Here is a 14438-nt window from a genome sequence, read left to right on the forward strand (position 1 = left end):
CGATGTACTGGCGCGCAATGTCCGAAGATCAGCCCGGCCCCAAGTGGGCCGGTCTCTTCGCAGCCTATTGGCCTGACTACCACGCATGGTGGCTGAAGGAAGGAGAGGCCGCGCGCCCGACCTATGCCCAATGCCGCCGCGCCTTGGGCAAACATATGCCCGAGATGCTGCCGCTTTATGATGAGCTTTGCACCCTCGCGGGCGGCGGCGATCACGCGGCGCGGTTTCTGAGCTTCTATTGCCCGCCGCCCTATCTCTCGGCCTGTTCACAGGCGATCTGGGCCGGGAAAGAGCCGGTCATGGTGCGCAACTATGACTATAATCCCAATGCATTCGACGCGATGGTGCTGCGCTCGGGCTGGCAGGGGCGGCAGGTCATGGGCACATCGGATGGGCTTTGGGGGCTGGTCGATGGAGTGAATGATGCGGGGCTGTCGATCTCGCTGACCTTTGGCGGGCGGCGCGTGGTAGGCGAAGGGTTCGGCGTGCCGCTGATCCTACGCTATGTGCTGCAGACCTGCGAAACCGCGCAAGAGGCGGGAGAGGTGCTGGCACGGGTGCCGACGCATATGAGCTATAACGTCACCGTGCTCGATCGGAAGCGGAGCTACCTGACCGCGATGATGGCCCCTGACCGCCCGGCTATCATCACCCGCGCCGCGGTGGCGACCAATCACCAGGAAAATGTGGAATGGATCAGCCACGCCCGTTTTACCGCCACGGTCGAGCGGGAGCGCTATCTTTTGCAACGTCTGCGTCTGCACCGCGACCCGGAAGAGAAATTCATCGGGGCGTTTCTGAAACCTCCGCTTTATTCCACGGCATTCAACGCCGGGTTCGGCACGCTTTACACCGCTGTTTACCGTCCACGAAAACGCGAGATGGAATTGCGCTGGCCCGGCACGACTTGGGCGCTGTCGCTGTCGGATTTCACCGAAGGCGCGCGGCAGGTCTTGGTACCGGGGGCGGCATGAGTAGGGCGGCGCGCAAAGGGCCGCTGTCGTCGCTGCGGGTGGTGGAGTTCTCCGGCCTCGGCCCCGCCCCATTGGCGGGGCAACTGCTGTCCGATCTGGGCGCGGATGTCATCACGGTCGACCGCAAAGCCGCCCCGGCGGACCCGTCCGATATCAACCGCCGTGGCAAGCGGTCGGTGGTGGTGAACTTGAAAACCCCCGAAGGGATCGCGGCAGCGCGGGCGCTGATTGCCTCTGCCGATGTGCTGATCGAAGGGTTTCGCCCCGGCGTGATGGAGCGTTTGGGCCTCGGCCCAACAGATTGCTCTGACAAGCTGATCTATGGCCGCATGACCGGCTGGGGTCAGACCGGCCCATGGGCGCAGACGGCGGGGCATGACATCAATTATCTGGCTCTAACAGGGGCCTTGCACGCCATGGGCAGCGCGGGTGCGCCCCCGGTGCCGCCTTTGAACATGGTGGCGGATTACGGCGGCGGCACGATGTTCTTGCTGTTTGGCATCCTCTCGGCAGTGATCGAGCGGGGGGTGACCGGCAAAGGTCAAGTTGTCGATGCTGCGATGGTCGACGGGGTGCCTGCGATGATGGGGTTGATCCACGGCATGTTGGCCCAAGGCACATGGACCGAGGAACGCGCTACCAATTGGCTTGACGGGGCCGCGCCCTTCTACCGCTGCTACACTTGCGCCGATGGAAAATTCATCTCTGTGGGCGCGTTGGAGCCGCAGTTCTACGCGATCCTGTTGGAGAAGCTGGGTCTGCCTGCGGACCTAGCCGCCAGCCAGAACGACCGGGCGACTTGGGAGGCGCGGACCGCCGAATTCGCCGCGATATTCGCAACCCGCGCCCGTGATGACTGGGCCGCGCATTTCGACGGTTCGGATGCCTGCGTGGCCCCCGTGCTCAGCTTTTCCGAAGCGCCGGACCACCCGCAGATGGCGGCACGCGGCAATGTGGTGCGGGTGGACGATGTGCTGCAATCGGGCCATGCGCCGCGTTTTGGCGCAACTGCGCCCCAGTTGCCCAGCCCCCCGCGTGCCATCGGGGCGGACACCGATGCGGTGCTGGCGGAGCTTGGCCTACGTTTGGACCGCGCATGAAAAACCCCCGGCGCGAGGGCCGGGGGTCAATCTTGGAACGAAAGCTCAGGCTTAGGCCGCTTTGCGGTCGTGTTTGCCTTCTTCGATCTCCTCGACGATCTTGGCGACGAATGCGTCGAGATCCTCGGGCGAGCGGCTGGTCACGAGGCCTTGGTCGGCCACCACTTCGCTGTCTTCATACTGCGCGCCAGCGTTCTTCACGTCGGTCGCGATGGAGCTAAAGCAGGTTGCCTTGCGGCCCTTGATGATGCCCGCTTCGATCAGCAGCCATGGGGCATGGCAAATCGCGGCGACGGTCTTGCCGCTGTCGTGGAACTTGCGGATCAGGGCCACAGCGTCATCGTTGGCGCGCAGCAGGTCAGGGTTGATCTGGCCGCCGGGCAGCACGATGCCTTGGTAGTCATCAACATTTACGTCCCGAAGGGCGAGGTCTGCGGGCACGGTGTTGCCCCAGTCGTCTTCGTCCCAGCCCTTGATCTCATTCCCGTCGGGGGTGGCCACATGGACAGTGGCGCCGCGGTCGCGGAGATCGTTCAGGGGTTTTTCCAGTTCGGACTGCTCAAAACCGTTGGTGGCGAGGATCAGGATCTTTGCATTGGTGATATCGGTCATTGCTTTCTCCTTTGTGATTTCTGCTGGACCAACGATGTGCATGGTCCCCTGTTCCGCTCACATTCGCGCGAGGGCAGTGATCCGCCGGTGCAGATGCGCCACAGGGCCGCGAATATTTGTTGATACAGCCAAGAGCGGCATCATATATGCGTTCAGAATGGATCACCCCGACACCCCCCTCGCCGAACTGCCCATGGACGAATTGATCGTCTGTCCGCAATGCGACGCCGTCTACCGGCTACGCCGCCCCGCCCATGGGGAACGCGCGGCTTGTGAGCGGTGCCACACGGCCCTGATCACGCCGCGCAGGAACGCAGGTTTGCAAATCATCGCCGTGGCGGTTGCGGTCATGGTGTTGATCATCGGGGCGGCGGTCTTTCCCTTCCTTACGATTGACGCGGCGGGGGCCCGCAACGCGGTGTCGGTGCTGGATGCGGCGCTTGCTTTTTCAGGGGGGCCGATGATCTTTCTGTCGCTGGCCACGGCGGCGCTGATCTTTTTCATTCCGCTTTTGCGGGTATTGCTGACGCTCTATGTGTTGATCCCCGTGGTGCTGGATCGCCCGGCCGCGCGGCATGCCGTCGCCGCCTTTCGCCTGTCAGAGGAACTGCGCCCTTGGTCGATGGCCGAGGTCTTTGCCATCGGCTGTGCGGTGGCGCTGGTTAAAGTGGCCGATCTGGCCGATGTCGGCTTTGGCCCGGCGTTTTACATGTTCGGCGCGCTGGTGATCCTCGTCATCGCGCAGGACAGATTCTTATGCAAATGGTCTGTATGGAACTCTCTGGAACATCCCAAGACATCCTGAGCGCGCGGGAATTGGGCGTCGTGGCCTGCACCCGTTGTAGCAAGCCCGCGCCGATGGGCACGCAGACCTGCAGCCGCTGCGGCAGCAAGCTGGTCTCACGCGATCGGTTGAGCCTTCAGCGTGTCTGGGCGTTCTGGACCGTTGGGCTGATGTGCTACATCCCCGCCAACACCTACCCGATGCTCAAGACCCGGACGCTGTTTCAGGTCGAGGAAAGCACCATCATCGGCGGCGCGGTGGAACTGGCGCAATACGGCAATTGGGGGATCGCCTTTATCATCCTCTTTGCCTCTGTTGCCATTCCGCTGGCCAAGTTCATGGCCGTGGCCTTTCTTGCGATCAGCGTCAAACGGCGCTCTGTCACCTCGCAGCGGCAGCGGCACTACCTTTACGAAGTGGTTGAGTACATTGGCCGCTGGTCGATGATCGATATCTTTGTGGTTGCGATTTTATCCGCTCTGGTGCAACTCAAGACACTGGCCGCCATCAATCCCGGTACCGCGAGCATCTTTTTCGCCCTCTCCGTGATCTTTACCATGCTGGCGGCGCAAGCGTTTGATACCCGCATGATCTGGGACGCTCAGACCAAGGACGAGGGCCTGAAAACCGATGACTAAGACGCCTCCCGACGTACCGATTTCTCCGACACGCAAGATGTTCCTCAGTGGGGCGTCGGTGATCTGGATCATCCCGATCCTTGCCCTGATCGTGGCGCTCTTCGTGGCGTATCGCTCTTATAGCGAACGCGGCCCGGTGATCATTGTGGAGTTCGAAGAGGGCGCGGGCATCTCTGCTGGAGAGACCGAATTGCGCTTTCGCGATGTGACGGTCGGTGTGGTCGAAAAGGTCGGCTTCACCTCGGATCTGGACCGGGTGACGGCGCATATCCGGCTCGACAAAGATGTGGCCCCCTATATCGACAACGGTGCGGTCTTTTGGGTCGTACAGCCCGAAGTCACCGCGCAGGGCATTACCGGCCTCAGCACGGTGCTGAGCGGTGTCTATATCGAAGGGTCATGGGACCAGCAGGTCGGCCCGGCGGCGCAGCGTTTTCAGGGGTCATCGACCGAGCCTTTGATCCGTGGCGGTCAGGGCGGGCTTGAGATTGCCTTTCGGTCCACCGCCAATGGCCAGCTGACCGACAATGCGCCGATCCTTTACAAGGGCATCGAAGTGGGCCGCGTAGGCTATGCCAAGATTGCCCCGCGGGGCAACTTTGCCATTGTTGAGGCGCTGATCTTTGAAGAGCACCGCCAACTGATCAATGAATCCACCCGTTTCTGGGACGCCTCCGGCTTTAGCGTCAACATCGGCCCGGCGGGGGCCGAGATTGACTTTTCCTCGCTCGCTACCCTCGTGGGCGGCGGCATCACCTTTGACACCTTCGTCTCGGGCGGGGCGCAGGTGTCTGACGGGACGGTGTTTGAGATCTACCCCGACAAGGAAACCGCGCGGAACTCTGTCTTTAACGCTTCCGAAGTGGATCCGCTCAAGTTGAGCGTTGTGTTCGACGACAATATCTCAGGGCTGATCGTCGGCGCCCCGGTTGAAATGAGCGGGCTTGAGATCGGTGAGGTCGAGACCCTGTCGGGCCTCGTGGATTTCGAACGCTTTGGCGATAGCCGGGTTCGGCTCAACGCGATCTTGTCGATCCAACCGGCGCATCTGGGGTTGCAAGACGACGTAACCGCCGAAGCCGCGCTGGCCTTCTTACAAGAGCGTGTGGAAAACGGCCTGCGTGCGCGGCTGGCCTCGGCCAGCTTGTTGACCGGCGGCTTGAAGGTTGAGTTCGTGACGGTGGAAGACGTGCCTGAGGCATCGTTGGAAGCGGCTGATAACGGTCTTGCGCTGATGCCGACCACTGAAAGCGATGTTTCCGATGCGGCGGCCACGGTCGAAGGGGTCTTTACCCGCATCAACAGCCTGCCGATCGAAGAGTTGCTCAACAGTGCGATTACTTTCCTTAATTCGGCAGAGGCTTTCGTCTCCGACGAAGACCTGCGCGAAACGCCGCAGGATGTGCGGACCCTTTTGGGTGAACTGACGGGGCTGGTCTCCTCCGAAGAGGTCAAGAACGTGCCGGTCGCCTTGAACGGCACGCTGGTGCGGATCGAAGAACTGGTGGCCCAGCTTGAGGAAGAGCGGATCGCCGAGCGCCTGTCCACCGCGCTTGAAGGGGCATCGGAGGCGGCGAACGCGGTATCGTCTTCGGTTGAGGGCGTGCCAGAGTTGGTAGAGCGCATTCAGGCCGTGGCGGCCAAGGCCGAAACACTGGAAGTCGAAGAGTTGGTCGTCGCGCTGACGGACCTAACCGAATCCGCCGATGCGGTGATCGGCACTGAAGACGCGGTGGCCCTGCCGGGCGCGCTCAAGCGGGCATTGGATGAGGTGAACGCCACGTTGGTAGAATTGCGCGAAGGCGGCGCGGTTGAGAATGTGAACCGCACCTTGGCCTCGGCCCGCAATGCGGCGGATAGCATCGCCGTCTCGGCCCGCGATCTGCCGCAGGTGGTCGAACGTTTGACCGCGCTTTTCGCGCAGGCCAGCCGCACCATAGAAGGCTATAACCAAGGCGAACAGCTAAGCCGCAGCGCCGAGCGCACCCTGCGCGACATCCAGAAAGCCGCCGATGCGCTTGCATCTTTGGCGCGGACCATCGAACGTAACCCCAATTCTCTATTGCTGGGACGGTAAAGCATGAATGTTGCAAGACCTCTGATCACCCTCGGCCTGCTGGCAGCCTTGGCGGCCTGTGGCGGCGCTGCTGAGCGTTTCACCGTGCGCGCCCCGGCGGTCACAGAAAAGACTTCGATCGCTTTTAGCTCGGTTGAGGTGCGCGATGTGTCCCTGCCGACCTATGCCGCCGCCGAAGAGATTTCGCTGCAGATGGCCGACGGCAGTCTGGTCAGTTCGACCGATGTGCTGTGGGCCGATGCCCCCGAACGGGCCGTGGCGCTGGAGCTGAGCCAGAACCTCGCGCGGATGACCGGGCGGCGCATCGCGTCTGAGCCTTGGCCTTTTGAGGCTTTCCCCGATGCCCGTCTCGAAGTGCGCTTTGCCGAAATGGTGGCCACCGAAGCCGGAGAATTTCGCGCCTCTGGTCAGTATTTCGTGGCCGTCCCCGATGACCGTCGGGAGCGTTCGGGCCTGTTTGACCTCAGCGTGCCGTTCAACCCCGAAGGCGGGGCCAATGCGATCGCCACAGCGCGCGGCCAGCTTGTGCTCGATCTGGCCCGCTACATCGCGCAAAACGGGTTGAAGTAGGGCAGTTCGCCCGAAAATGACCTTGCGGCATGTCGTGTTCAGTCTGTTCGGAATTTTCTGAATAGACTTGATTTGTGCCGGGCCTTGTTTATCTAACGTCAACGCAGCGTGTCGTTGACGGGGAACAGATGGATACCACAGACCAAATCGACCAAGTCCGCGATGATTTCATCACGCGCATGGGCGTGATCGCCATGGGCGAAGGCTTGCCGCGCATGTCGGGACAGGTCTTTGCCATGCTCGTTTTCGAGGGCGAGCCGATTGCCTTTGGCGCGCTGTCGCGCCGTTTGTCCGTCAGCCGCGCCACGATCAGCACATCAATCCGCGTGCTGGAAGAGCGGGGCCTGATCCGGCGGGTGAACAAAACCGGCGACCGGCAGGACTACTTTCAACTTGCCGATGACGCCTATGCCGCGATGACAAAATTCGCGCTGGCAGGCACGCGCCACGCCAAGGCCGAGATTAGCGACACGATCAGCAAACTGCCCGAAGAGGCCGACGGCGTACGCGCGAGGCTCGATTCCTTTGCCGAGTTTTACGACGCGATCAGCACCGCGCTTGATGATGTCGCAACCCGGGTGAGCAAACCCAAGAATTGACGCGCGACCTGCAAACAGGAACGCGGTGATGGAGTTCGATCAATGAGTGACACATCTCAAGAGCGCCAGACGCTTTCATTCGACAGCGATGCTGGCTCGAAACGGTCGAAATTCATCGCCGGTGGAATCGCGCTGTTGATCGGACTTTGGATGGGCAGCGGCTATATCATTCCCGCCGAAGAAACCGAGGAAGCCGCACCTGCCCCCCTCTCGCCCGAGGCGGTGACAGTGGCCGTGCGCGGCTCTCAAGCCAAAAGTGTGACGCAGGTCTTTGTGGCCGAAGGTCAGGCCCTGCCGGACCGCGACACGATGGTCCGCGCCGAAGCAGGCGGAGAAATCGCCGAGGTGCTGGTCGCCAAGGGCGATGTGGTCGACGCGGGCGCGTTGATCGCGCGGCTCAGCACCACGGCGCGCGATTCCGATCTGGCCCGCGCCCGCGAGGAATTAAGCCGCGCACAGCGGGAATACGACAATGCCGAAGCCCTACTGGACCGGGGCGTCTCGACCGTGGACCGGGTCAGCCAAGCGCGGGCGACCTTGGCCGCCGCGCAGGCGTCGGTCACTTCAGCCGAAGAGGCGCTGAACAACACCGAAATCCGCGCCCCCTTTCCCGGTCGGTTAGAGATGCTGGATATCTCTGCCGGAGAGTTCGTCTCCACCGGTGAGGAAATCGCACGTCTGGTCGACAACACCCCGCTGACGATCCAAGTGCAGGTGCCTCAGCAGTCGCTGAAAGACATCAAGGAAGGGCAAAGCGCCGAGGTCGTGTTCATCACCGGGACAGAGGCGCAGGGCAAGGTGCAATTCGTCTCAAGCAGCGCCAGCGCCGAAACCCGGACCTTTACCGCCGAGGTTAGGGTCGAAAACGCCGATGGTGCGATTCCTGCCGGTATCTCGGCCCGCGTGCGTATTCCTACGGGCGAGACCCGCGCGCATTTCGTTTCTCCGGCGATCCTGTCCTTGGACACCAATGGCACATTGGGTGTCAAAACCGTGAATGACGAGGACAAGGTCGTTTTCAACAAGATCGCGATCGTGCGTGCCCAGACCGATGGTATCTGGATTGCGGGCCTGCCGGAAGAGGCCGAAATCATCACCATCGGGCAGGGTTTCGTGAACGACGGAGAGACCGTTAACCCCCAGCCCGAAACCGGCACGGATTCAAGCCCCGAGGGGCAGCCGATGGCGGGCGTGCCTGAGATTGACGAATTGGAGGAACAGCCAGCCGGTGATGGGCAGATCACCGGCAGCGCCGAAGCCGCCCAGCCGGAGCAGGTGGAATGAACGCGCTGATCGACGCCGCTTTCAGCCGCGCCCGCGTGGTGATCCTGAGCTTGGTGATGATCTTGGCCGTCGGTGCCTATGCCTATATCGGCATCCCCAAGGAAAGCTCGCCCGAGATTCCGATCCCGACACTCTATGTCTCGACCTCGCTCGAAGGTATCTCTCCGGAAGATAGCGAACGGCTATTGGTCGAACCGCTTGAGACCGAACTCAGTGCCATTACCGGGCTGAAACAGATCACCTCCAACGGCGCCGAAGGTCATGCCTCGGTGCAGTTGGAGTTCGAGCCGGGTTTTGATTCCGACGAGGCGCTCGACAAGGTGCGCGAAGGCGTGGACCGGGCCAAGTCGGACCTGCCCGAAGACGCCACCGATCCGGTCGTGACCGAGATCAACACAGCGCTTTTCCCGATCCTGACAGCGATCCTGTCCGGCCCGGTGCCGGAACGGACGCTCAACACCATATCGGAGGAGTTGAAGGACGCGATTGAGGGGCTGTCAGGCGTGCTTGAGGTCGATGTCGGCGGTGAGCGTACGGAACTTCTGGAGGTGCTGATCGACCCCACAGTGTTCGAGACCTACAACATCTCTTTTGAAGAGCTGATCAGCCAGATCAACCGCAACAACCGCCTGATTGCGGCGGGGGCGATTGAAAGCGGCGCGGGGCGGCTGGTGCTCAAAGTGCCGGGGCTGATCGAGAATGTCGAAGATGTCATGTCGCTGCCGATCAAGGTGCGTGGCGATACGGTGGTGACCTTCGCCGATGTCGCCGCGATCCGCCGGACGTTCAAAGACCCCACCGGTTTTGCCCGTATCGACGGCCAGCCCGCGCTGGCGCTTGAGATCAAGAAACGCTCCGGCGCGAATATCATCGAAACAGTCGCCGCCGTGCGTGAGTTGATCGACGAGATGCGCGCGGAATGGCCCGACAGCATCACAGTCAAATACACCCAAGACGAATCCGAGCAGGTCCAAGACATGCTCAGCGATCTTGAGGCCAATGTCATCGCGGCGGTGATCCTTGTGATGATCGTGATCGTCTGGGCCTTGGGCGTCCGCTCGGCGCTGCTGGTGGGGCTGGCGATTCCGGGGGCGTTTTTGGCTGGGGTCACGGCGCTTTGGGTCATGGGCTATACGATGAACCTCGTGGTGCTCTTCTCGCTGATCCTTGTGGTGGGGATGCTGGTGGACGGGGCCATTGTGACCACCGAACTGGCCGACCGCCGCCTGCAAGAGGGGCATGCGCCCCGCGCTGCCTATGCCCATGCCGCCAAGCGTATGGCATGGCCGATCATCGCCTCTACCGCCACGACGCTCAGCGTGTTCTTTCCGTTGCTGTTTTGGACCGGCACGGTGGGGGAGTTCATGAAGTTCCTGCCCATCACCGTGATCCTGACCCTGACCGCATCGCTTTTCATGGCGCTGGTTTTCATTCCCGTGGTTGGCGGGATCATCGGCAAACGGCCCCCGCAATCCGCTAAGGATAAGGCCACGCTCTATGCCGCCGAACAGGGGGATCCGCGTGACCTGAAGGGCTTCACCGGCGGCTATGTCAAACTGCTGCAATTCGCCATTCTGCGGCCATGGATGACGCTGATCCTTGCCATTGCCATGCTGATGGGCGGCTTCACCGCCTATGCGCAATTTGGCAACGGCATCACCTTTTTCCCTGAGGTAGAGCCTGATTTTGCGCAGGTACAGGTGCGCGCGCGGGACAATTTCTCGATCTACGAACAAGACGCGCTGGTGCGGCAGGTCGAGCAACGTCTCTTTGCCTACGACGAGATTGCCAGCGTCTATGCCCGCACCGGCAGCAGCAACCGCGACAGCGCCGACCTGATCGGCACCATTCAGGTTGAGTTCACCGAATGGGACGAACGGCGGACCGCTGCCATGATCGGCGAAGAAATCCGGACCGAGATGGCGGCCATTCCGGGGATCGACGTACAGGTTCAGACCGCCTCGAACGGCCCATCGGCGGGCAAGCCGGTCAATCTGCGGGTCCAAGCCCATGATCCTGAGGTGCAGCAACAGGTGGTCGACCAAATCCGCGAAAAGATGGCCGATATCGGCGGCTTTACCGACGTGACCGACTCGCGCCCCCTGCCGGGGGTGGAATGGCGCATCGCGGTGAACCGCTCTGAGGCGGCGCGGTTTGGGGCCGATATCTCGACACTGGGGCAGGCTGTGCAACTGCTGACGCGGGGCATCACCGTGGCGGATTACCGGCCCGATGATGCCGAAGGCTCCATCGACATCAACGTGCGCTTCCCGTCGGATGAGCGCACACTGGAAGAGTTGCAATCGCTGCGGGTGCCGACCTCGGCGGGGCTGGTGCCGATCTCGAACTTCGTGACCTTTGAGCCAAGTCCCCGCACCGGTACGATCACGCGGGTGGATCAAGAGCGGGTGGTGACGATTGAGGCCAATGTCGCACCGGGCGTTCTGGTGAACGACCAAACCGTCGCCCTGCGCAGCGCGATTGACGCGATGGACCTGCCGCCGGGTGTCGAAGCCTCTTTCGCCGGGGAGGCGGAGGACCAGCAGGAATCGATGATTTTCCTCGCGGGGGCGTTTATTACCGCGATTTTCCTGATGTTCGTGATCCTCGTGATCCAGTTCAACAGCTTCTACCAAGCCTTTGTCGTCATGTCGGCCATCGTGTTTTCGATTGCCGGGGTGCTGTTCGGCCTGTTGATCACCGGGCGGCCCTTTGGGGTGGTCATGGGGGGGATCGGTGTGATCGCCTTGGCGGGGATCGTGGTGAACAATAACATCGTTTTGATCGACACCTATAATGACCTCAAAAAAGCGGGGCTGTCGCCGCTGGAGGCCGCGCTGCGCACCGGGGCGCAGCGTTTGCGTCCGGTGGTGCTGACCTCGGTCACCACGGCGCTTGGCCTGATGCCCATGGTGATCGGCCTCAACATCAATTTTTTCACCCGTGAGATCGTCTATGGCGCCCCCTCTACCCAGTGGTGGACCGAGCTGAGTTCGGCCATCGCGGGCGGTCTGGTGGTGGCCACTGTGCTGACGCTGGTGGTGACACCGGCGATGCTGATGTTGGGAGAAAAGAAAGCGAAACGCGCCGAGCCGACCCCGCAAGAGCCGGAACCGGTCGCGATCTAAGCCAAGGTCATGCGGCCCAAGATCAGGCGGCCCAAGATCAGGCGGCCTTGTCGGCCTTGTCCTCGGTCAGGATGGTGTAAAGCGTGGCCGGGTCGGGGTTCGACCGCAGCTTGGTGCAGATGCTGGTGTCGCGCAGCGTGCGGGCCACCAGTGCCAGCGCCTTGAGGTGCTCCACCCCCGCATCTTCGGGGGCGAAGAGGGCAAAGGCCACATCGACTGGCTGACGATCGACCGAAGAGAAATCAATCGGTTTGTCCAGCAGCACGAAAGCACCGACAACCTTGTCGATCCCGTCCATTCGCGCATGGGGCAGGGCGACGCCGTGGCCGACTCCGGTCGGCCCGAGGGTTTCGCGCGTCATCAGCGCATCCACCACTTGGCCGGCCGGCAGCCCATAGGCTTGCTGGGCGAGTTCGCCGATATCCTGCATCAGACGCTTCTTGCTCGAAGCCGAAGTCAAAACCTTCACGGCCTCTGGCTTGAGGAGTTTGCCGAAATCCATTCCGCTCGCCCTGCTCTTTGGCGGATATTACCGCCGTGGGTTACGAAGGGTCGATCCAGCCGATGTTGCCGTCTTCTCGACGGTACACGACGTTCATCCCTTCCTGGCCTTCCTTGCGAAACAGCAGCACCGGGTCGCCCGACAATTCCATCTGCATCACCGCTTCACCGACAGACAAAGTTGGCACCTTTGTCTGCATCTCTGCAATGATCATGGGTTGGAGGGTATCAGGTTCCTGCGCATCTGAATCGCTGTCTGACGCGAGGATATAGGAGGACGCACCCAAAAGTTCAACCGGTTCGGCGCGTTCTTTGTGATGGTCCTTCAGGCGGCGCTTGTAGCGGCGCAGCTGTTTTTCCATCTTTTCGCAGCAGCTATCGAAGGCGGCATAGATCTCTGTCGCCTTGGCCTTGGCCGACGCATTGAGACCGGTGGAAAGATGCACGGTGGCCTCGCAGGCAAATTCGTGACCTGTTTTGGAAAACACCACCAGAGCATCTGTCGGGCGTTCGGCATATTTGCTGACCGCCTCGTCCAGTTCGGTCCGGACATGTGTCCGGAGCGCATCGCCAATGTCGATCTGTTTGCCACTGATCTGATACCGCATATCGTCTCCTTGTCTTTCTTGTTCCGAACATTGCCAAACGGTCCACATGCGTGGAGCGCGACAACTTTCAGATATGGAGGAATGGTGCTGCGACCAGGATGATTTTAACCGTTCCTTCGCGGGAAGGGCGATGCAGGATCAAACAGGAACGCGATGTCACCATAGGTCAATGAGGCCGCGTTTCCGTTTGAAAGTCAATGGCGCCGATGCACCCGCCATTCTTTTATCGCTACAATCAGAGCGGTTTTCCGCAAAGTGCAGGCAGGGCCCTGCCGAGGGCTGAAAGGCCGGGCGAAACGCGCTAAGTCTTAGGAAATACGGAAGTTATCGCCAAGGTAGACGCGGCGCACATTCTCGTTTTGCACAACTTCTTCGGGCGTTCCGGACATCAGAACTTTGCCCTCATGCAGGATATAGGCGCGGTCCACGATCTCTAGGGTTTCGCGGACGTTGTGGTCGGTGATCAGCACGCCGATGCCACGTTTTTTAAGGTCGGCAACCAATTGCCGGATGTCCCCGACAGAGATCGGATCGACCCCGGCAAAGGGTTCGTCAAGCAGCAGATAGTTGGGATTGGCGGCCAGACAGCGGGCGATTTCGACCCGGCGACGCTCCCCACCCGACAGGGCCAGCGCAGGCGCGCGGCGCAGGTGTTCGATGGAAAACTCGGTCAGCAGCTCTTCGAGCCGTTCGCGGCGCTGGTGACGGTGTTTGACCCGGATATCGAGAATCGCGCTGATGTTGTCTTGCACCGACAGCCCGCGAAAGATGCTCATTTCCTGCGGCAGATAGCCGATTCCCAACTGCGCGCGGCGGTACATCGGCAGGGTGGTGACATCCTTGCCATCCACCGTGACGCGCCCGCCTTCGGGCGTGACCAGCCCGGCCACCGCGTAGAAAGTCGTGGTCTTGCCCGACCCGTTCGGCCCCAGCAGCGCCACGACCTCACCCCGGTCAAGCTCCATCGAAAAGTCGCGGATTACCGCTTTCTTGCGATAAGACTTGCGCAAATGCTGAATGCGCAGGCCGGATTCGCCCCCGGCGACTTTAAGCTCGGGCGGCATCAGTTGCCGCTGCCGGGCTGCAAAATGGTCTTCACGCCGCCTGACATCTGCGCCGTGCCGTCGTTTAGGTTTACCGTCATTTCCTGCGCGCTCAGCGCACTTGGGCCTTGGGTCATCAGCACATCGCCGCTCATTACCAAGGTGCCTGCGTCGATATCATAGTCGGCCCGCTGCGATTCAGCGGCGTCTTCACCCGCGACCAAGACCACGCCGCCGGTTGCTTCCAACTTGGCGATGCCTTGATCCGACGCGCGATAGATCACCTCGACCTTGCCGGCGGACAGGGTCATTTCGCCCTGCGAAATCAACACATTGCCAGTAAAGACCGCGGTGCCCGTGGCGTTGTCGACCGATAGGTTGTCGGCGGTCACTTCGACGGGCAGGCTGGTATCTTGCTCTAGCGCGCCAAAGGCCACATCGGCAGATTGGGCAGAGACAGGGGCGGCATGCAGCGCGAGAAACAGCGGCAGCATCAAAATAATCAAATGTCTCAAGGCAG

At 61.5% G+C, this 14438-nt stretch carries 14 protein-coding genes; 9 read left to right on the top strand and 5 right to left on the bottom strand.

The window, feature by feature from the left end; translation table 11 throughout:
- Nucleotides 1-2 precede the first annotated feature (2 nt).
- Together B5M07_RS00950 and B5M07_RS00955 are read left to right on the top strand one after the other, a co-directional pair.
- Nucleotides 3-974 (top strand): C45 family autoproteolytic acyltransferase/hydolase, encoded by a 972-nt coding sequence (locus B5M07_RS00950; RefSeq protein ID WP_120349859.1) that lies wholly within the window; start codon nt 3-5, stop codon nt 972-974.
- On the top strand, nt 971-2074 hold the full coding sequence (locus B5M07_RS00955; protein WP_120349860.1) for a CaiB/BaiF CoA transferase family protein: 1104 nt from the start codon (nt 971-973) through the stop codon (nt 2072-2074). The genes B5M07_RS00950 and B5M07_RS00955 overlap by 4 nt, the downstream gene beginning before the upstream one ends.
- A 51-nt stretch (nt 2075-2125) precedes the next feature.
- On the opposite strand, the gene B5M07_RS00960 is transcribed toward B5M07_RS00955, so the two are convergent.
- Nucleotides 2126-2686: a type 1 glutamine amidotransferase domain-containing protein gene (locus B5M07_RS00960; protein ID WP_120349861.1), complete on the bottom strand. Its 561-nt coding sequence runs from the start codon at nt 2684-2686 to the stop codon at nt 2126-2128.
- A gap of 157 nt (nt 2687-2843) precedes the next feature.
- Between B5M07_RS00960 and B5M07_RS00965 the strand changes: the two genes are divergently transcribed.
- The 7 genes from B5M07_RS00965 (at nt 2844) to B5M07_RS00995 (ending at nt 11766) form a co-directional block, all read left to right on the top strand.
- The gene (locus B5M07_RS00965) at nt 2844-3491 is read left to right on the top strand and encodes a paraquat-inducible protein A (RefSeq protein ID WP_067939709.1); all 648 of its coding nucleotides are present in this window, start codon (nt 2844-2846) and stop codon (nt 3489-3491) included.
- Nucleotides 3449-4108, top strand: a complete 660-nt coding sequence (locus B5M07_RS00970) for a paraquat-inducible protein A (RefSeq protein WP_201722075.1) — start codon at nt 3449-3451, stop codon at nt 4106-4108. Before B5M07_RS00965 ends, B5M07_RS00970 begins: the two co-directional genes overlap by 43 nt.
- Nucleotides 4101-6185: a PqiB family protein gene (locus B5M07_RS00975; RefSeq protein ID WP_120349862.1), complete on the top strand. Its 2085-nt coding sequence runs from the start codon at nt 4101-4103 to the stop codon at nt 6183-6185. Before B5M07_RS00970 ends, B5M07_RS00975 begins: the two co-directional genes overlap by 8 nt.
- Before the next feature lie 3 nt (nt 6186-6188).
- The gene (locus tag B5M07_RS00980; RefSeq protein WP_067629471.1) at nt 6189-6755 is read left to right on the top strand and encodes a PqiC family protein; all 567 of its coding nucleotides are present in this window, start codon (nt 6189-6191) and stop codon (nt 6753-6755) included.
- 128 nt (nt 6756-6883) lie between these two features.
- On the top strand, nt 6884-7354 hold the full coding sequence (locus tag B5M07_RS00985; protein WP_067939715.1) for a GbsR/MarR family transcriptional regulator: 471 nt from the start codon (nt 6884-6886) through the stop codon (nt 7352-7354).
- Nucleotides 7355-7396: 42 nt separating this feature from the next.
- Nucleotides 7397-8638 carry an efflux RND transporter periplasmic adaptor subunit gene (locus tag B5M07_RS00990; RefSeq protein WP_120349863.1) on the top strand — a complete coding sequence of 414 codons (1242 nt, stop codon included), beginning with the start codon at nt 7397-7399 and terminating at the stop codon, nt 8636-8638.
- A complete protein-coding gene (locus tag B5M07_RS00995; protein ID WP_120349864.1) occupies nt 8635-11766 on the top strand; it encodes an efflux RND transporter permease subunit in 3132 nt (1043 codons plus the stop codon). The genes B5M07_RS00990 and B5M07_RS00995 overlap by 4 nt, the downstream gene beginning before the upstream one ends.
- Nucleotides 11767-11803: 37 nt before the next feature.
- Here the strand turns inward: B5M07_RS00995 and B5M07_RS01000 are convergent, their stop codons facing one another.
- The 4 genes from B5M07_RS01000 to lptA all read right to left on the bottom strand — a co-directional run bounded on the left by B5M07_RS01000 (nt 11804) and on the right by lptA (nt 14412).
- A complete protein-coding gene (locus tag B5M07_RS01000) occupies nt 11804-12268 on the bottom strand; it encodes a PTS sugar transporter subunit IIA (RefSeq protein ID WP_067630567.1) in 465 nt (154 codons plus the stop codon).
- A 40-nt stretch (nt 12269-12308) separates the two neighbouring features.
- Nucleotides 12309-12875, bottom strand: a complete 567-nt coding sequence (hpf, locus tag B5M07_RS01005; protein WP_067630564.1) for a ribosome hibernation-promoting factor, HPF/YfiA family — start codon at nt 12873-12875, stop codon at nt 12309-12311.
- 308 nt (nt 12876-13183) lie between these two features.
- A complete protein-coding gene (lptB, locus tag B5M07_RS01010) occupies nt 13184-13942 on the bottom strand; it encodes an LPS export ABC transporter ATP-binding protein (RefSeq protein ID WP_120349865.1) in 759 nt (252 codons plus the stop codon).
- Nucleotides 13939-14412 (bottom strand): lipopolysaccharide transport periplasmic protein LptA, encoded by a 474-nt coding sequence (lptA, locus tag B5M07_RS01015; protein ID WP_386283852.1) that lies wholly within the window; start codon nt 14410-14412, stop codon nt 13939-13941. Before lptA ends, lptB begins: the two co-directional genes overlap by 4 nt.
- Between the last annotated feature and the right edge of the window lie 26 nt (nt 14413-14438).

This window comes from Sulfitobacter sp. D7, from assembly GCF_003611275.1.
Classification (GTDB): domain Bacteria; phylum Pseudomonadota; class Alphaproteobacteria; order Rhodobacterales; family Rhodobacteraceae; genus Sulfitobacter; species Sulfitobacter profundi.